Source organism: Paraburkholderia sp. MM5384-R2 (assembly GCF_014201025.1).
Classification (GTDB): Bacteria; Pseudomonadota; Gammaproteobacteria; order Burkholderiales; family Burkholderiaceae; genus Paraburkholderia; species Paraburkholderia tuberum.
The window spans coordinates 36,932-53,650 of sequence record NZ_JACHDI010000020.1 but is presented as its reverse complement, the minus strand read 5'-3'; the positions used below and the strand labels follow the sequence as shown (position 1 = coordinate 53,650).

Annotated in this window: 14 protein-coding genes; 6 read left to right on the top strand and 8 right to left on the bottom strand. The window is 65.2% G+C overall.

Translation table 11 applies throughout. From position 1 onward, the window contains the following. The first annotated feature begins 54 nt into the window (after nucleotides 1-54). Nucleotides 55-633 carry a hypothetical protein gene (locus HDG37_RS27055; protein WP_184052770.1) on the top strand — a complete coding sequence of 193 codons (579 nt, stop codon included), beginning with the start codon at nucleotides 55-57 and terminating at the stop codon, nucleotides 631-633. A gap of 92 nt (nucleotides 634-725) precedes the next feature. Here HDG37_RS27055 and HDG37_RS27050 read toward each other — a convergent pair whose 3' ends face one another. Together HDG37_RS27050 and hpnC are read right to left on the bottom strand one after the other, a co-directional pair. After that, nucleotides 726-1,898 (bottom strand): glycosyltransferase, encoded by a 1,173-nt coding sequence (locus tag HDG37_RS27050; RefSeq protein WP_090808094.1) that lies wholly within the window; start codon nucleotides 1,896-1,898, stop codon nucleotides 726-728. Further along, entirely contained in the window at nucleotides 1,898-2,764 is an 867-nt protein-coding gene (hpnC, locus tag HDG37_RS27045) for a squalene synthase HpnC (protein ID WP_184052768.1), read from the bottom strand. Before hpnC ends, HDG37_RS27050 begins: the two co-directional genes overlap by 1 nt. Before the next feature lie 376 nt (nucleotides 2,765-3,140). On the opposite strand from hpnC, the gene ispH reads away from it, so the two are divergent. Further along, nucleotides 3,141-4,085, top strand: coding sequence for a 4-hydroxy-3-methylbut-2-enyl diphosphate reductase (gene ispH / locus HDG37_RS27040; protein WP_184052766.1), 945 nt, complete (start codon nucleotides 3,141-3,143; stop codon nucleotides 4,083-4,085). A 10-nt stretch (nucleotides 4,086-4,095) separates the two neighbouring features. Beyond that, nucleotides 4,096-5,250 (top strand): adenosyl-hopene transferase HpnH, encoded by a 1,155-nt coding sequence (gene hpnH / locus HDG37_RS27035; RefSeq protein WP_184052764.1) that lies wholly within the window; start codon nucleotides 4,096-4,098, stop codon nucleotides 5,248-5,250. A 142-nt stretch (nucleotides 5,251-5,392) separates the two neighbouring features. Here the strand turns inward: hpnH and HDG37_RS27030 are convergent, their stop codons facing one another. Next, complete coding sequence (locus HDG37_RS27030) at nucleotides 5,393-5,995, bottom strand: phospholipid-binding protein MlaC (RefSeq protein WP_184052762.1); 603 nt, start codon at nucleotides 5,993-5,995, stop codon at nucleotides 5,393-5,395. Between the two features lie 211 nt (nucleotides 5,996-6,206). Between HDG37_RS27030 and HDG37_RS27025 the strand changes: the two genes are divergently transcribed. Together HDG37_RS27025 and HDG37_RS27020 are read left to right on the top strand one after the other, a co-directional pair. Continuing rightward, nucleotides 6,207-8,822: an MMPL family transporter gene (locus HDG37_RS27025; protein WP_184052760.1), complete on the top strand. Its 2,616-nt coding sequence runs from the start codon at nucleotides 6,207-6,209 to the stop codon at nucleotides 8,820-8,822. 2 nt (nucleotides 8,823-8,824) lie between these two features. Then, complete coding sequence (locus tag HDG37_RS27020; protein WP_184052758.1) at nucleotides 8,825-9,844, top strand: VacJ family lipoprotein; 1,020 nt, start codon at nucleotides 8,825-8,827, stop codon at nucleotides 9,842-9,844. 278 nt (nucleotides 9,845-10,122) lie between these two features. On the opposite strand, the gene HDG37_RS27015 is transcribed toward HDG37_RS27020, so the two are convergent. Then, nucleotides 10,123-10,599, bottom strand: coding sequence for a DUF3828 domain-containing protein (locus HDG37_RS27015; protein WP_184052756.1), 477 nt, complete (start codon nucleotides 10,597-10,599; stop codon nucleotides 10,123-10,125). An 871-nt stretch (nucleotides 10,600-11,470) separates the two neighbouring features. Between HDG37_RS27015 and HDG37_RS27010 the strand changes: the two genes are divergently transcribed. Beyond that, nucleotides 11,471-11,692, top strand: coding sequence for a hypothetical protein (locus HDG37_RS27010; RefSeq protein ID WP_184052754.1), 222 nt, complete (start codon nucleotides 11,471-11,473; stop codon nucleotides 11,690-11,692). Nucleotides 11,693-11,747: 55 nt separating this feature from the next. Here HDG37_RS27010 and HDG37_RS27005 read toward each other — a convergent pair whose 3' ends face one another. The 4 genes from HDG37_RS27005 to hpnD are packed head-to-tail and all read right to left on the bottom strand — an operon-like array spanning nucleotide 11,748 to nucleotide 16,706. Beyond that, complete coding sequence (locus HDG37_RS27005; protein ID WP_184052752.1) at nucleotides 11,748-12,506, bottom strand: phosphorylase; 759 nt, start codon at nucleotides 12,504-12,506, stop codon at nucleotides 11,748-11,750. 3 nt (nucleotides 12,507-12,509) lie between these two features. Then, nucleotides 12,510-14,588, bottom strand: a complete 2,079-nt coding sequence (shc, locus tag HDG37_RS27000) for a squalene--hopene cyclase (protein ID WP_184052750.1) — start codon at nucleotides 14,586-14,588, stop codon at nucleotides 12,510-12,512. Further along, complete coding sequence (gene hpnE, locus HDG37_RS26995) at nucleotides 14,585-15,853, bottom strand: hydroxysqualene dehydroxylase HpnE (RefSeq protein ID WP_184052748.1); 1,269 nt, start codon at nucleotides 15,851-15,853, stop codon at nucleotides 14,585-14,587. The genes shc and hpnE overlap by 4 nt, the downstream gene beginning before the upstream one ends. A gap of 4 nt (nucleotides 15,854-15,857) precedes the next feature. After that, nucleotides 15,858-16,706, bottom strand: coding sequence for a presqualene diphosphate synthase HpnD (hpnD, locus tag HDG37_RS26990; RefSeq protein WP_184052746.1), 849 nt, complete (start codon nucleotides 16,704-16,706; stop codon nucleotides 15,858-15,860). Nucleotides 16,707-16,719: the final 13 nt, after the last annotated feature.

Here is a 16,719-nt window from a genome sequence, read left to right as displayed (position 1 = left end):
GTCCAAGCCCGCGCGCAGCGGGTAAAATCGCGGGTCCTACCTGAGAAACCTCGCATGAATCTTCACGAACAGCTCGGCGCGCTGGAAATGGGCGTCGATCAGCTCATTCAGGCTGTCGTGGCCACGCAGGCCGAGAACACTCCCGAGACAAGCGCTGACGCTGCGGCATCGCCCGCGGCGGTGGAGCATGCCGCGCACGAAGCAGCGGCGCAAGCAGCAGCGGAACAGCCCGCGAACACCGAAGCAAACGCAGAAGCAAACGCAGAAACGCACGCCGAAGCGATCGATAAGCCGGCCGCCCCGCAATTCCAGCCGACGCTCGAAATCAACCGCCCCGCGCGCGACGAAATCACGATGACGATCGGCGACCAGACCGTCGCGCTACGCCCGGATCAGATCAGCCGGCTGATCGAGGAACTGTCGAACGCACGGGCGTCGATGACGCCGGAGCAGCCGCAAGGCATCCCGCCGGGCTGGCAATTCGTCTCGACGAAGAATCCGATGATGGCCGTGCAGAAGCAGTCGAACGGCGACCGCTTGCTCGTGATGCGCCATACCGGCCACGGCTGGGTGCCGTTCACGTTCTCGCCGGACATCGTGATCCAGATGTACATGATGCTGACGAACGCGTGACGAAACGCGCGTACATAACAAAAGCGGCCTGGAGCCGCTTTTTTTTACGTCTGCCTTCTGCATCCGACGAGCGCATCGGCCATCGACAGACTTCAGCGCTCCTGCACCGGCGCCTGCACGCGCGCCTTCCACTGCCCACCCTTGCCGCGCCAGTAGCGCACCGCCGATGCGAACGTCGCGCCGACATAGAACAGCGCCACGAGCGGCAGAAACGGCGCCCACAGCGGTGAGCGCCGGTAGTAGACGAGCATCGGCGCATAGGCGCAGCACATCGCCGCCCACGCGATCCAGGCCGGCCAGCCGAGCGGCCCGAGGATCAACGCCGCGACCGGCGGCAACAGATAGATGATCGCCATACCGACGAGCGTGCCCGCGAGCAGTAGCGGCGAGTAGCGCAGCTGCGTGAACGCGGTGCGCGCGATCATGTTCCAGATGTCGCGCCAGCTATCGTAGGGACGCAGCGACACGCTCTTCGCCGCCACATCGAGCCGGATCGGATGACGGCCGGTGCCACGATGCTTGATGCGCGCGGCAAGACTGCAATCGTCGATCAGCTCGGCGCGAATCGACTCGATGCCCCCCGCTTCCTCGAGCGCCGCGCGGCGCACCAGCATGCAGCCGCCCGCCGCGGCCGCAGTGCGGTTGCGTGGATTGTTGACCCACGCGAACGGATACAGCTTCGCAAAGAAGAACACGAAGGCCGGAATCAGCGCCTTTTCCCAGAACGAATCGCAGCGCAGCCGGACCATCAGCGAGACGAGGTCGCGCTTTTCGGCATCCGCGCGCGCGACGAGCTGCGTCAACGCCTCGGCGGGATGGCCGATGTCGGCATCGGTCAGCAACAGGAATTCGGCCGGCAGATCGAGCGTGCGCACCGCCTCGATGCCCTGCGACTGCGCCCACACCTTGCCGGACCAGCCCGGGGGCAACGGCTTCGCGCTCAGCACGGTGAGGCGCTCCGGACATTGCAGCCGCAGCGCTGCGGCACGCGCGGCGTCGGCGGTGCCGTCGGTGCTGTGATCATCGACGACGATCACGTGGAACGCGCCTGCATAGTCCTGCTCGAGCAGCGACGTGACCGCCTCGGCGATCACGTCGACTTCATTGCGCGCCGGTACGACGGCCGCGACGGCCGGCCATGCGTCGCGCGCCGCGATGGCCAGCGGCGCGGCGGGGCGCGCGCGCCAGAAGCCGCCGCGCGCGAACAGCAGCACGCACCAGATCAGCAGGGAAACACACGAAAGAACGAACAGGACCGCCGCCATTAAGCATTACCCTCGATTGAGCGCGCCGCCATGCCGACGCGTCTGGATAGTCGCATTTTCAGGGTGCGCGCCGCCACCACGCACCAGTCGAACAGATTGAGGACCGGGCGCGCGCGGAACACATCGTAATCCGCGCGCTCGATGCGCTCGAGAAACCGAAGGCCTGCATGCACCGCGCCGCACAGCTCGATGCCGAGCCGCCCCGGCATGCGCAGCGCGAGCGGTGCGCCGCGGACCAGCGTGGCGCGCACGAACGCGATTTCATACGCCATCAGCGCGCGCCACGCATCGTCGACGACACCATCGGCAAGCTGCGCCTCGGTCACGCCGAAGCGGCGCAAATCGGCTTGCGGCAGGTACACGTGCTGTCGTTGCCAGTCGGCGGCGACGTCGAGCCAGAAGCTGATCAGCTGCGACGCCGTGCAGATCGCGTCGGCGTCGGCAAGATTGTGCGGCGTCGCCGCGCCGACCAGATGCAGCAGCAGATGCCCGACCGGATGCGCCGAGCGGCGGCAATAGTCGACGAGCGCGGCGCGATCCGCATAGCGATTGGTATCGATGTCCTGCGCGCAGCCCTCGAGCAGATCGTAGAACGGTTCGAGCGGCAGCTCGTATTGCGCGATCACGCCAGCGAGCTTGCCGAACAGCAGCGCATGCACGGGCGCGGCGCGCCGTTGCGCGATCGCGTCGAGCCCGGCGCGGAAATCGGCCAGCCGGGCATGCCGCTCGGCGGCGCTCCACTGGCCTTCGGCGGAGATATCGGCCGCGGTGCGCACGACCTGATAGATAATACCGACAGGCGCGCGTAGGGCCTTAGGCAGCAACACGCTCGCGATCGGAAAGTTTTCGTGCTGATCGACGTCCATCCAGCGAGCCTCGAAACCATTCTGTAATACAGCGCGACGTCCGCGCGGCAAGGATCGGTAGTTTAAGGGTTCCGCCGTGACGGTGCAGTGTGCGGTCATGGTCGGGCGCGTTTAGAGGCAATCCCGCGCTGGCTCCTTACATCTTCGTAACGCTCGCCGCCCAGGTCCTCCGCACGGCCCAGCGGGTGCGGCAAGCGGCCAACACACGGGCCGCAGCAAAAAGCAAAGTGGCCCCGATAGCGTTAGAATGCGCGTTTGGTTTTGCTGTACCGGCCGGTCGCCGGGGCTCAAGACGTCAACTAATCAAGATGAGCGCGGCGATAAAGTCAGTTTCACGACTTCTTCGAAACCCGCGTTAGTCGGAGTTCGCCAACTTATGCGAGTCATCCTTGCTCAGCCCCGCGGCTTTTGTGCGGGCGTTGTCCGCGCAATCGAAATCGTCGATCGTGCGTTACAGCAACACGGCGCGCCCGTGTATGTCCGCCACGAGATTGTCCATAACCGTCACGTGGTCGACAATCTGCGCCAGAAGGGCGCGCGTTTCGTCGAGGAACTCGATGAAGTGCCGCAAGGTGCCGTCGCGATATTCAGCGCGCATGGTGTTGCGCAAACCGTCGAACGTGATGCCGAAGCGCGCGGCCTCGACGTGCTCGACGCAACCTGCCCGCTCGTGACCAAGGTGCACGTACAGGGTCGTCAGTACGTGGCCGCCGGCCGCACGCTGATCCTGATCGGCCACGCCGGCCATCCCGAAGTGGAAGGCACGATCGGCCAGATTCCCGGCCAGGTGCTGCTCGTGCAGAGCGAGGCAGAAGTCGCGAAACTCGAATTGCCGGTCGATGCGCCGCTCGCCTACGTGACGCAAACCACGTTGTCGGTCGACGACACGCGCGGCATCATCGACGCGCTGCTGCGCCGCTTTACCGACATGGTCGGTCCCGACACGCGCGACATCTGCTATGCAACGCAGAACCGCCAGGCGGCGGTGCGCGAATTGAGCAAAGAGGTCGATGTACTGCTGGTGGTCGGCGCGACCAACAGCTCGAACTCGAACCGGCTGCGCGAAATCGGCAGCGAGAGCGGCGTGGCGAGCTACCTCGTCGCCGACGGCTCTGAAGTGAAGCCGGAATGGTTCGCCAACGTGCACACGGTCGGCATCACGGCCGGCGCGTCGGCGCCCGAAGAAATGGTCGAAAACGTAATCGATGCGCTACGCGCATTGGGGCCCGTCGATGTCACGACGATGGCGGGCCGTGAAGAAAAAGTCGAATTCAAGTTGCCATCGAAACTGATGCAACCTCTCGCTGCACGCGAAGTTTAAGGAGGACGCCTTGTCTATTCCGCTGCTACAGAAAGTCCGCGTCGGCGCATACATCATGCGCCAGCATCTCTCCGGCAACAAACGCTATCCGCTCGCCCTGATGCTGGAGCCGCTGTTTCGCTGCAATCTCGCCTGCAATGGCTGCGGCAAGATCGACTATCCGGATCCGATTCTGAACCAGCGTCTGTCGCTGGAAGAATGCCTGCAGGCCGTCGACGAATGCGGTGCGCCGGTCGTGTCGATCGCGGGTGGCGAGCCGCTGCTGCACAAGGAAATGCCGCAGATCGTCAAGGGCATTATGGCGCGCAAGAAGTTCGTGTACCTGTGCACGAACGCGCTGCTGATGGAAAAGAAGATGGACGACTACGAGCCGAATCCGTACTTCGTGTGGTCGGTTCACCTTGACGGCGACAAGGAAGCGCACGATCACTCGGTGTCGCAGGAAGGCGTGTACGAGAAGGCCGTGGCCGCGATCCGCGAAGCGAAGCGCCGCGGCTTCCGCGTGAACATCAACTGCACGCTGTTCAACGACGCGCAGCCGGAACGCGTGGCGAAGTTCTTCGACACGTTGGGCCCGATGGGCGTCGACGGCATCACGGTATCGCCGGGTTATGCGTATGAGCGCGCGCCGGATCAGCAGCACTTCCTGAACCGCGACAAGACCAAGCATCTGTTCCGCGAAATCTTCAAGCGCGGCAACAACGGCAAGAACTGGTCGTTCAGCCAGTCGGCGATGTTCCTCGACTTCCTCGCGGGCAACCAGACCTACGAATGCACGCCGTGGGGCAACCCGGCGCGTACCGTGTTCGGCTGGCAAAAACCGTGCTATCTGGTCGGCGAAGGCTACGTGAAGACCTTCAAGGAACTGATGGAAACCACGGACTGGGACAAGTACGGCACCGGCAACTACGAGAAGTGCGCGGACTGCATGGTCCACTGCGGTTTCGAAGCGACGGCCGTGATGGACACGGTTGCGCATCCGCTGAAGGCGCTGAAGGTCAGCATGCGCGGCCCGAAAACCACGGGCGCGTTCGCGCAGGACATTCCGCTCGACAAGCAGCGTCCCGCCGAGTACGTGTTCTCGCGTCACGTCGAGATCAAGCTCGAAGAAATCACGCGCGCCGGCAAGGGCAAGAAGGTGGAGACCGCGACGGCCGCGCACTGAGGCGTTCGACAGGAGAGCGGCCGCGCGCCGCCCCTGTATTGCGCCTGATCGTTAGCGCAAGCAACTCGAAAAAAAGCGCGGTGGCCAATCAAGGCCACCGCGCTTTTCTTTTACCGATTGAAACTTCTGTCGACCGACCCGCTTACGCGCCGCGCGCATTATGCGCGGTCAGGAATTTGATCAGCCCGTCGATGCCGCCTTTGGCGATCTGGTCGGCGAACTGCGTCTGATACACCTGGATCAGCCACGCGCCCATCATGTTGATGTCATAGATCTTCCAGCCCGACGGCCCCTTGGTGAGCCGGTAGTCGATCGCGTCATCGCCGCCGTTGCTGATCACGTGCGATTGCACGACGGTGTCGGTCGCGCCGCCTTGCACGCTGACCGGCGCAAACTGGAACTTCACGTCCTGGTCGCGCAGTTGCGACAGCGATGCGGCATAGGTACGCGTGAGCAGCAGCGTAAACTGCTCGTACAGTTGCTTCTGCTGCTCCGGCGTCGCGGTCGCCCACGGCTTGCCTACCGCGATACGTGTGGTGCGCTGAAAGTCGGTGGCGGGCAGGAAGTGCGTCTGGACGACCTGGGTGATCTTCGCCATGTCGCCGCCGCGCGCCTGCGGGTCAGCCTTCATTGCGCTCACCGTGCCCTGGACTGCACTTTTTACCACCGCGTCGGGTGCGCTCTGCGCAAACGCCGCCGTGGATACCACGGCCGCAGCCACAAAAGCAGTCAGATATCGTTTCATACGCTTGTCATGACTCGAAAGAAGTAGCGCCGACGGGCCGCAGCCCCGCGGCTAAAGAGAGGTACACCAGTATAGCGGGGATTACGTTCCCATCCGGACGAAGCCGTCAGGAGCCGTACTTGCTACCGAAGTCGGGCTTGCTTGCCCGGGCTCTGTATACTTATGCACCTTCGTCAAAAACAACACCCGTGATAAGGCCACGTCCGCCTACATGCTGAAGTCATCTATCGTCCGTCTCGTCGCGTATTCGGTGCGTCATCCGCTGAGGATCATCGCGCTGTCGATCGTGCTCGCTGTCCTGAGCGGCATATACGTCGCGCATAACTTCAAGATCAACACGGACATCAGCCGTCTCATCGAAACCGACAAGCAATGGGCCGCAGTCCAGAACGCGCTCGACGCCGCCTTCCCCGACCGTGGCGACACCGTGCTGGTGGTGGTCGAGGCGCGCGCGCCCGAATTCGCCGACGCCGCCGCCAATGCGCTGACCGCCGCGCTCAGAGCCGATCCGAAAGAGTTCACGTCGGTCTCGCAGCCCGCCGGCGGCCCCTTCTTCGAACACAACGGCCTGCTGTTTCCGTCCACCGACGAGGTGATGTCCACCACCTCGCAACTCGTGCAGTCGCGCCCGCTCGTCAATCAACTTGCGCATGATCCGAGCCTGACCGGTCTCGCCGGCACGCTGACTACGACCCTGCTGCTGCCGCTGCAACTGGGCCAGGTCAAACTCCCTGACATGAGCCGGCTGCTTGCGCAAAGCGCGAACACGCTCGATCGCGTGCTGGCCGGCCAGCCCGCCGCGTTCTCGTGGCGCGCTCTCGTCGATAAAAGCGTCGCCACCGATCCGGCGCGTTCGTTTGTCGTCGTGCATCCGGTCGTCAACTACGACGCGCTGGAGCCGGGCGCGAGCGCGTCGAGGGCGATTCGCGCAACCGCGGTCTCGCTGCATCTCCAGCAGCGCTACGGTGCGACGATCCGCCTGACCGGCGAGCAGCCGCTCGCCGACGAGGAGTTCGCGTCAGTGCAGGACGGCGCGGTGCTGAACGGCATCGGCACTTTCATCGTCGTCCTGATCATTCTGTGGCTCGCGCTGCGCTCGGGCCGCATGATCGCGGCCGTGTTCATCACGCTGTTCGTCGGCCTCGCGATCACGGCCGCGCTCGGCCTGTTGATGGTCGGCGCGCTCAACATGATTTCGGTCGCGTTCATGGTGCTGTTCGTCGGGCTCGGCGTCGATTTCGGCGTGCAGTTCGGCGTCAAGTATCGCGAGGAGCGCAACCGCGACGACCGGCTGTCGGCCGCGCTGATGCACACCGCGCACAGCATCGGCGTGCCGCTCACGCTCGCGGCCGTGGCAGTCGCGCTGAGCTTCTTCTCGTTCCTGCCGACCGCTTATCGCGGCGTGTCGGAGCTTGGCCAGATCGCGGGCGTCGGCATGTTCGTCGCGTACTTCACCAACATGACCTTGCTGCCAGCGCTGCTGAAGCTCTTCAATCCGCCGGGCGAAGTCGCCTCGCCCGGTTTCAGGCAGCTCGAGCCCGTCGACGACTTCCTCGACCGCCATCGCAAGCCGGTGTTGATCGGCACGCTGCTCGTCGTGATCGGCGCGACACCGCTGCTCACGCACCTGCGTTTCGACTTCAATCCGCTGCATCTGAAGGACCCGCACACCGAGTCGATGGCAACGTTGCTGTCGCTGAAGGATTCGCCCGAAGCCGCGGTGAACAACGTCCAGGCGCTGGCGCCGTCGCTTGCCGACGCCGACGCGATGGCCGGGCGACTGCGCAAGCTGCCGGAAGTGGGCCGCGTCAACACGCTGAGCACCTTCGTGCCGGCCGACCAGCAGCAGAAGATGATGCTGATCGCGAGCGCCGCGCAACAGCTGCTGCCGGCGCTGCAACAGCAGCCCGCGCCGCAAGCCACCGACGAGTTGCGCGTCGCCGCATTGAAGCGCGCGGCGAATCAGTTGTCGCTCGCGGCCGAGGACCATCCGGGCCCGGGCGCGGCGGATGCGCAGCACCTGTCCGCGACTTTGCAAAAGCTCGCCGCCGCCGACGCCGCCACGCGCGACCGCGCCGAAGTCGCGATGTCCGACACGCTGCGCATCGCCTTGAAGCAGCTTGAGAACCTTCTGCAGCCGACCGAAATAACCCAGCAGACCCTGCCGCCAGGCATCACCGCGATGTGGATCGGCAAGGGCGGTCATGCGCTCGTCGATATCGCGCCGAAGGTGCCGCCCGGCGTCGATCCAAACGACGACCAGATGCTCGCGCGCTTCGCACACGCGGTGAAGAGGGCGGAGCCGGGCGCGATCGGCGGACCGATCTCGATCCTGCATTCGGCCGACACGATCATCAAGGCGTTCCTGCAGGCGGCCCTCTATGCGCTGCTGTCGATCGCCGTGCTGCTATGGATCGCACTGCGCCGGGTCGGCGACGTGCTGCGCACGCTGGTGCCGCTGCTGGTGTCCGCGATCGTCACGCTCGAACTGTGCGTGGTATTCGGCATGCCGCTGAACTTCGCGAACATCATCGCGCTGCCGCTGATGCTCGGCGTCGGCGTCGCGTTCAAGATCTACTTCGTGATGGCGTGGCGCCACGGCCAGACCGGCCTGTTGCAGTCGAGCCTCACGCATGCGGTGCTGTTCAGCGCCGCCACAACGGCCACCGCGTTTGGTAGCCTGTGGCTGTCGCACCATCCGGGCACGTCCAGCATGGGGAGGCTGCTCGTGCTTTCGCTGTTCTGCACGCTGATCGGAGCGGTGGTTTTCCAGCCGGTGCTGATGGGCAAGCCGCGTCAACGTCGCGGGAAGCAAAAAGGAATATAAGCATGAAGCTGCGTAACACCGCGCTGGCGCTCACCGCCGCGGGTCTCATTTCCGGCTGCGCGACCGCTCCGGATCGCAAGCCGGGCGATCCGTTCGAGCCGGTGAACCGGGTGATCTTCAATTTCAATGACGGAGTCGATCGCTATATCGCGGTGCCGGTCGCGAAGGGCTACCAGAAAGTGACGCCGCAGCCGCTGCGCACCGCCGTCAGCAATTTCTTCTCGAACCTCGGCGACCTCACCAACGCCGCAAACGCGCTGCTGCAACTGAAGATCACCGATGCGACCGAAGACATCATGCGCTTCGCGTTCAACTCGGTGTTTGGGATTGGCGGCCTGCTCGACTGGGCGACGCCGGCCGGTCTGCCCAAGCATCATCAGGACTTCGGTCTGACGCTCGGGCATTGGGGCATTCCGTCGGGTCCGTATCTGGTGCTGCCGCTGTTCGGGCCGAGCACGGTGCGCGACAGCATGGGGCTCGTCGTCGATGTGAAGTTCAATCCGCTGAACTATATCGAACCCGCGACCCGCAATCCTCTGTACGTGCTGCAGTTCGTGAGCACACGTGCGGATCTGCTCGGCGCGACCAGCCTTCTGGAGCAGGCTGCGCTCGACAAGTACTCGTTCGTTCGTGATGCCTATGTGCAGCAGCGCCTCGCGCGTCTGCGCGGCACGAGCAATAACCCTCCGCCGCTGCCGAACTACGACGATAACGGCGATACGGGCCCGGCTGCTGCCCCAGCGGCAGGCGCGCCGGCGGGCGGCCTGCCGAATTACTCCGATCCGGGCGATGTGGGCGAGACGCCCAATGGCGCTTCGGGAGCGGGCTGCGCGGCCAAGGGCGCGCCCGGTGCGCTGCCGAATTACAACGATCCGGGTGAGTCCTCGCCGGCGCCCAATGGGGCTTCCGGTGGAGCGACCAACGCGCCCAGCGGGGATCTGCCGAGCTACACCGATCCGGGCGACAGTGGCGCGGGCGCTACGCCAGCCGTGCCTGCTGAGCCGGCGTCGGCCCCGCAATAGCGCTCCAGGGGATCTGGGAACCGGCCGCCGGGCCCTGGCGCTTCAGTCCAGCGCTACAAGGCACAGCGGGGCGCCCTGGATGGGCGCCCCACGCTGAAGTACAGCCAAACGTCACCCTTCCTCGACGGCCCTGACGGGTGCCGTTTGCGGTACCGGCTTGGAGTTCGCGCGATAGTGAGCGAACTGCTCGTCCGCGGAACCGGATACTCGTGCGGCCATGCAGCGCCAACGGAAAAAGGCCCGCTCGACAACGGGCGGGCAGGTTAGGAACGTATTCCCTAATCCATCGGGTCATACTGGTGGAATCCCTGATAGCCGGTTGTGTCCTCTACCTTGGTTATCCGCCAATGCCCGTTTTCCTTTGCGACGAACACGACGAGATTCTGTTTTTCCGTTAACCCGAACGTCACTGGAATTACCGCCGTCCCGCCGAGCGCGATTGCCGGATGCAAAGTCATCGTTGTGAGCCATATTTGCGGATCGAGGTCTTGCACCCGCGTGAAGTAGTCCGCACCGCCCGGCAAGCGTTTGTGGCGATAGTCGTCCCGCAGATTATCGACCGTCGGTTTTGCCACATAGTTGTAAATGTGGCTATCCGTCAGTTGATAAACGCTGCCCTCCCGCTGCAAATACCAAGTGTAAAACGCCTTCACTGCGGCTTCTGGTGTATCCGGAGTCGCTGCGGTGGTTACACCCGGCTCGAGTACCAACGCAAGAGCCAGTGAGGCAAAAACGCGCAAAAGAAATTTACTCATTGTCAGTCGTGCCGGAATATTTTGTATGCAGGTTTCATGGTTCGATAGGCCTGACCCGGATAAAACCCATGCAATTGTCGAAAATCCGATATCCATATCTGGCCGTCAAACATCGCCATGTGGCCGTATGGATGACCCGTAATGGCCTGAATAACTACCACGTCGCCGCGCTGCAGAGTGCCATCCACCTCGGTGAAACCCCGCTCCCACGAGCGACGAGCCGTAATCTTTCGCGTACGCCGTATGCGTAATCCGCAGTCCTCCCGCTTCAATCGCACGCCTAGTGTACTCCGCGCATCGGCTCTGGCTCGATAGCCTAGCGTTAGCTTGCAGGTATCGCACCGCGCCGGTTTTGTCCCATGCCATTTTTATCAGGCTCCTTAAGAAGAGGAGCCTGATAATTATCGCCACTCGATGGGCAAGTCAATTATTAATACGGAATGTGACAAGAATTTACAATAGATTCACCATTTTTATTATGGAGGATGCTATCCCAAAATAAAAACGGGCATTCATCGGCTAGAATTTTCTCTTTTTAACCGGTGAACATTGTGAGCAATAACCGGTATTCATTCGGCCGCCTGGTGCTACCCGAGGACAGGCTGCCGTGATTGACACCAATATCTGGGACCGCCGTGCAGGCGGACCTGGTGCCGCTGACCCTACGCATGCGGGCAGAAGACGTGCGACTCGGACATGGGACACCAAAGCCATTGAATCAGCGAACGCGCCGCCTCACTACAATTGATCGCCTCGGATTGGTCGTTCCACAGACCATGCTGGCATTCATCCATCGCCATCCGGAAGTGCTGACAAATAGGCCAGCGCGCCGGCACTACGCCTGTCTGGCGCTCCATCGAGCGGAATTGGTATGAATTGGATCGTCGATAAAGTGGCGCTTCTGCTCGCCGCGATCGCCTGTGCGGCGATCGCATGGGCGCTGATTCGCTACAGCGGCCAGTGGTTTCCGCTGCTACTGTTCATACTGGCATTTGCGGGGCTTTACGCAGATAACCAGCGGCTGCACAACCGCCTAAGGGACCTGGGCGAAGACTCGAGTCGCCGCTCCAGGGGTGAGTCACGCACACGCTAGCGACTTGCTACCGGCCCCAGACGCAGTCGGGATCGCTAACCGCCATCCCCGTCGCTCAACTGCTGACGCCCGCGATCCGCAGCGCGCCGCCCTTCCCCAAGGCCTCCCGCGCCTCGACCAGCGTAGTCCGCGCGGCGCGCGCATCGCCGGCGAGGCGCAGCAGCGCGCCGAGTTGCGACGGCTGCCGCAGCAATTCGCGCAGAATTGGCCCGAGGGCGGTGCTGCCGTCGTCGCGCAAACCAGCGGTCGCGGCCGGCGGCAGCGTGCGCCAGGCCGGATCGACGATCGCGCGACACACGGCGAACGGCAGACCGTGCGCGGCAGCGGTCGCGCCAGCGATGTGCGATTCCATATCCACCGCGAGCGCGCCGGTCGATTCGTGCAGCGCGCGTTTGTCTTCGGCGGTGATCAGCGGCGCGGCGACCGCCGCCATCGCGCCACGGCGCAGACGTCCCGCGAGCCCTTCGGCCGTCCTGACGTTGGTCACGGCGGCGGCAATCCGCTCGGCCCATTGCCGATCCGTGTCGATACACCCGAACGGCCCATGCACGGCATCCGCGACGATCAGCGCGCCCGGCTGCAGATCCCGCGCGAGCCCACCCGCCGTGCCGAAACTGACGATCCCCGCCGCGCCGCGAGCGACCGCGGCGTTCAGCGCGCGCTCGAGCAGATCGGCGCGCGCCGCGTACACGACTTCGACGCGCTCGCTGCCGTCGCCGCGCGCGATGCGCGCCTCGAACGCCATGCCCGTCACGACGATCACCGGCAAGCTGCTAGCGCCCGTCCCCACGGACGGCGTCATCGACACGGACATCCGTCACATCCCGACCGTGACGCGCGTGAGCCCATTGCGCTTCAGATGACGGAAGCGCGCGAGCGCCCACAGCGGGAAGAACTTGCGATAGCCGTGGTAGCGCAGATAAAACACGCGCGGAAAGCCGGTCGCGGTAAACCGGGTTTCGTCCCACAGCCCATGCTCGCGCTGCTCACGCTGCAGATAGTCGATACCGCGCGCCACCGCCTCGTGATCGACCTCCCCCGCCGCCATCAGTCCGAGCAGCGCCCAGGCTGTCTGCGACGCGGTGCTCGGCGCACGCTCGTAGCCGCGATAGTCGAGCTTGTAGCTCTCGCCGCCCTCGCCCCAACCGCCGTCGTCGTTCTGGATCGACACGAGCCATTGCACCGCGCGCCGCATGCGCGGGTCGTCGTGTGGCATGCCGGCCGCGTTCAGCGAGCACAGCGCGGTCCATGTGCCGTAGATGTAGTTCAGGCCCCAGCGGCCGTACCAGCTGCCGTCCGACTCCTGCTCCTGCAGCATGTAGTCGAACGCGCGCCGCGCCGGCTCGCTGCTTTGCGGCAGCTCGCCGATCTGCGCGAACATCGACAGACAGCGGCCCGACACGTCCGCGGTCGGCGGATCGAGCAGCGCGCCGTGGTCCGAGAACGGAATGTTGTTCAGGTAGTACTGCGTGTTTTCCGGTTCGAACGCGCCCCAGCCGCCGTCGCTGCTTTGCATGCCGACCACCCATTCGCGCGCGCGGGCAATTGCTTCGCGATCCACATCGGATTGCGTGAGCGCCGCCGAGCGATGCATCGCCATCGCGACCACCGCGGTATCGTCGACATCCGGGAAATGCGCGTTGTTGTACTGGAACGCCCAGCCGCCCGGCCGCACGTTGGGGCGGCGCGAAATCCAGTCGCCGCGCACGTCGAGAATCTGCAGCGGACGCAGCCACGCAAGCCCGCGTTCGGCCGCCTGTTCGGCGCGCGCTTCGCCGGTTTCGAGCAAAGCGTGCGCGGCGAGCGACGTATCCCACACCGGCGACAGACACGGCTGGCAATAAGCTTCGTCGTCCTTGATGAGGAGCAGCTTGTCGAGAGATTTGCGAGCGATCGCGCGATGCGGATGATCGGCCGGATAGCCGAGCACGTCGTACATCATCACCGAATTGGCCATCGCCGGGAAAATCGCGCCGAGGCCGTCCTCGCCGTTCAGCCGTTCGTCGACGAACGCGACCGCCGCGCGGATCGCGCGCTCGCGGGTCGCCTTCGGCAACAGGCCGTCGACCGCGCGCAGCACCGAATCGACACAACGGAACAGGCCGAACCAGCCCGCGTGCTGATGCGGTGCGCGCTCGTTCATGCCGGTGTTCACCGGCGCGCCGCGGAACAGCTCGTCGATGCGCACCTTGCGCGGATTACGCGCGAGCGGCCGCTTCGCGTTGAGCACCAGCAGCGGCACGATCACCGTGCGCGCCCAGTACGACACCTTCGACAGATGGAACGGGAACCACACCGGCAGCAGCATGATCTCGACCGGCATCATCGGCACCGCGCGCCACGACACCACGCCAAAGAGGGCGAGCAGGATTCGCGTGAACACGTTCACGTGTTCCGCGCCGCCGTGCGCGAGGATCGCGTCGCGCGCGCGCACCATGTGCTCGGCATCGACCGGGTCGCCGATCATCTTCAGCGCGAAGTACGCCTTCACGCTCGCGCTGATGTCGAGCGCGCCGTCGGTGAAAAGCGGCCAGCCGCCGTCCGGCAACTGGATGCGGCGCAGATAACGCGCGATCTTCTGTTCGAGTTCGAGGTTCGGCGTTTCGCCGAGATAGTGGACCAGCAACACGTATTCGGCCGGAATCGTCGCGTCGGCTTCGAGTTCGTAGACCCAATGGCCGTCCGGTTGCTGCGCGGCCAGGATCGCATCGGTCGCGCGCGTGATCGATGCGTCGAGCGCGCTCGCGCCCTGCACGGGCGCCGGCGTTGCGGTTGCCAATGCGTCCGCCACGGCGGGCGCGTTGGCAACCACGGCGGCTTCGGCCAGGTCCGGCGCCGCATCGGCGGCTTCGGGCAGCGCCGCGTCGAGCGGCTGGGTGTGAGATAAGTCGTTCATCTGCGTTCCATCGGTTGATTCAGCAGCGTATCCGCGGCCTTCCGGCCGGAGCGGACCGCGCCTTCGAGCATCGCGGGCAGGCCGGTGGCCGTCCAGTCGCCCGCGAGCAGCAAATTGTTCCAGCGAGTGCGCGTGCCCGCCCGCAATGTCTCCTGCGCGGGCAGCGCGGCAAACGTCGCGCGCGATTCCATCACCACCTGCCAGCGCGGCAGCGGCGCGGCCGGCAGATTGACCACCTGCGCGACCTCGGCCCAGACGGTCGCCGCCAACACGTCATGCGGCGTGTCGAAGAGCCGCTCGGCGCCGTTGAGCGTCACCGACAGGCGGTCGTCGAACGCAAACAGCCATTCGGCCGTTCCGTTCAGCAGCGCGGTGATCTGCGGCAGGCCGAACGGCGGCTCGACCGCGAAATGCACGTTGAGCACGGCCGCGAAACGCGTCGGCGCGCGCAGGCCCGGCACGAGAGCCACCGCGGCTTCGGGCGGCAGCGCGAGAATCACCGCCTCGTTCGCGCCGAGCGTGATGCTCTCATCGTCGAAATGCAGCGCCTGCACACGGGCGGGGTCGGCCGCGAACGTGATGTCGCGCAGACGCGAACCGAGCCGGATCGTCGCGCCGCCATGTTGCAGCAGACGCAGCGCCGGATCGACGAACGCGCTGCCAAGACCATTACGCGCGACCAGCGGCCGGCACGCGAGCCCGCCCGCGAGCAGCGTTTCGCGCACGAGCGCGCCGGTCAGTTCGGCCGAGGCGTCGCGCGGCTCCAGATTCAGCAGCACATGCAGCAGCGGCCGCAGCAGCCGTTCCCACAGCGGACCGTGACAGCGCATCGTCTGCGCGACGCTGCGGCCCGGTTTCGCAAACAGCAGCGGCACGAGCGACAGGTAATCGGTCGGGCCCGTGTTCGGCACGCGCGCGTGCGCATCGAAAATCCACCACGGCAAACTCCCCGGCGACAGACGCACGCTCCAGCGCGAACGCGTGGCCAGATCGACGAACGGATACTCGGGCTGCGTGGGGCCGACCAGTTCGTCGGCGGCGCCGATCGCGCGCACGTAGTTGAGCGTCGCGGCATTGGCCGACAGCACGATGTGATTGCCGCTGTCGAGCGTCGCACCAAGCTTCGCGTCGTAGTACGAACGGCAGCGGCCGCCCGCGTGATCCTGCGCTTCGTGCAGCACGACCCGCGCGCCGCGCCGCTGCAGTTGCACGGCGGCGGCGAGCCCGGCCACGCCCGCGCCGACCACGTGGACGAGCTTCGGCATCAGCTCAGAAAAACGCGTAACGCGCGACGATCCACAGCAGGCGCAGCTTCGGCTTGCGGACCTTCGTGCGCGGAACGTCGAAGCCGCGCTCCAGCGCGCGCTCGAGCAGCACGCGATAGACGCCCGACATGATGCGCGGCGCGCGCACCTGAGCGCGCGGCTCGCGATCCATGATCGCGTCGGACTCGGCGAAGTGCTGCTTCGCGCGCTCGGCGAGCGTCGCGCAGACGCGCGGCAGCGTCGGATCGTCAGCGATCTGCCGCGGGTCCGTGGCCGCGATGCCTTCGCGCGCGAGCAGCTCACGCGGCAGATAGCAGCGGTTGATGACGGCGTCTTCGTCGATATCGCGCAGGATGTTGGTGAGCTGCAGCGCGCGGCCGAGATGGTGCGCGAGCAGCCGGCCCGGCTCGTCACGCATCCCGAATATCCTCACCGACAGACGGCCGGCCGCGCTCGCGACGCGGTCGCAATAGAGGTCGAGCGTGGCGTCGTCGGGCGCGCAGATGTCGGCGGCGGCATCCATCGCCATGCCGTCGATCATTGCGTGAAAATCCTCGCGTTGCAGATGAAACGTGTGAATGTGCCGCGTCAGCGCGCGCAGCGACGCGCGCGGCTGGCCGGCGTAGCAAGCGTCGATGTCGGCGCGCCATTGCTCGAGCCCGGCCGCGCGCTCGGCGCGCGGCCGGTCGCTGTCGGCGATGTCGTCGACGGCGCGGCAGAAGGCGTAGACCTGGTACATCGCATCGCGCTGCGCCGCCGGCAAGATGCGCATCGCAAGATAAAACGAGCTGCCGGACGTGGCGGCAGCGGCGTCGGTTTCAGTATCGTCCACGACAAGATTGGAAACAGCCAAGACGATCTCCGCT

Bases quoted from the DNA above. Each gene is read 5' to 3' on its own strand.
- hpnE (WP_184052748.1), bottom strand. From the start codon at position 15,853: ATGCCGAAGCTCGTCCACGTGGTCGGCGCGGGCGTGGCCGGGCTCGCC.
- HDG37_RS27050 (WP_090808094.1), bottom strand. From the start codon at position 1,898: ATGGCGGCGGTCCTGTTCGTTCTTTCGTGTGTTTCCCTGCTGATCTGG.
- hpnC (WP_184052768.1), bottom strand. From the start codon at position 2,764: ATGGACGTCGATCAGCACGAAAACTTTCCGATCGCGAGCGTGTTGCTG.
- HDG37_RS27010 (WP_184052754.1), top strand. From the start codon at position 11,471: ATGAATTGGATCGTCGATAAAGTGGCGCTTCTGCTCGCCGCGATCGCC.
- HDG37_RS27005 (WP_184052752.1), bottom strand. From the start codon at position 12,506: ATGTCCGTGTCGATGACGCCGTCCGTGGGGACGGGCGCTAGCAGCTTG.
- HDG37_RS27030 (WP_184052762.1), bottom strand. From the start codon at position 5,995: ATGAAACGATATCTGACTGCTTTTGTGGCTGCGGCCGTGGTATCCACG.
- HDG37_RS27055 (WP_184052770.1), top strand. From the start codon at position 55: ATGAATCTTCACGAACAGCTCGGCGCGCTGGAAATGGGCGTCGATCAG.
- ispH (WP_184052766.1), top strand. From the start codon at position 3,141: ATGCGAGTCATCCTTGCTCAGCCCCGCGGCTTTTGTGCGGGCGTTGTC.
- HDG37_RS27015 (WP_184052756.1), bottom strand. From the start codon at position 10,599: ATGAGTAAATTTCTTTTGCGCGTTTTTGCCTCACTGGCTCTTGCGTTG.
- HDG37_RS27025 (WP_184052760.1), top strand. From the start codon at position 6,207: ATGCTGAAGTCATCTATCGTCCGTCTCGTCGCGTATTCGGTGCGTCAT.
- shc (WP_184052750.1), bottom strand. From the start codon at position 14,588: ATGAACGACTTATCTCACACCCAGCCGCTCGACGCGGCGCTGCCCGAA.
- HDG37_RS27020 (WP_184052758.1), top strand. From the start codon at position 8,825: ATGAAGCTGCGTAACACCGCGCTGGCGCTCACCGCCGCGGGTCTCATT.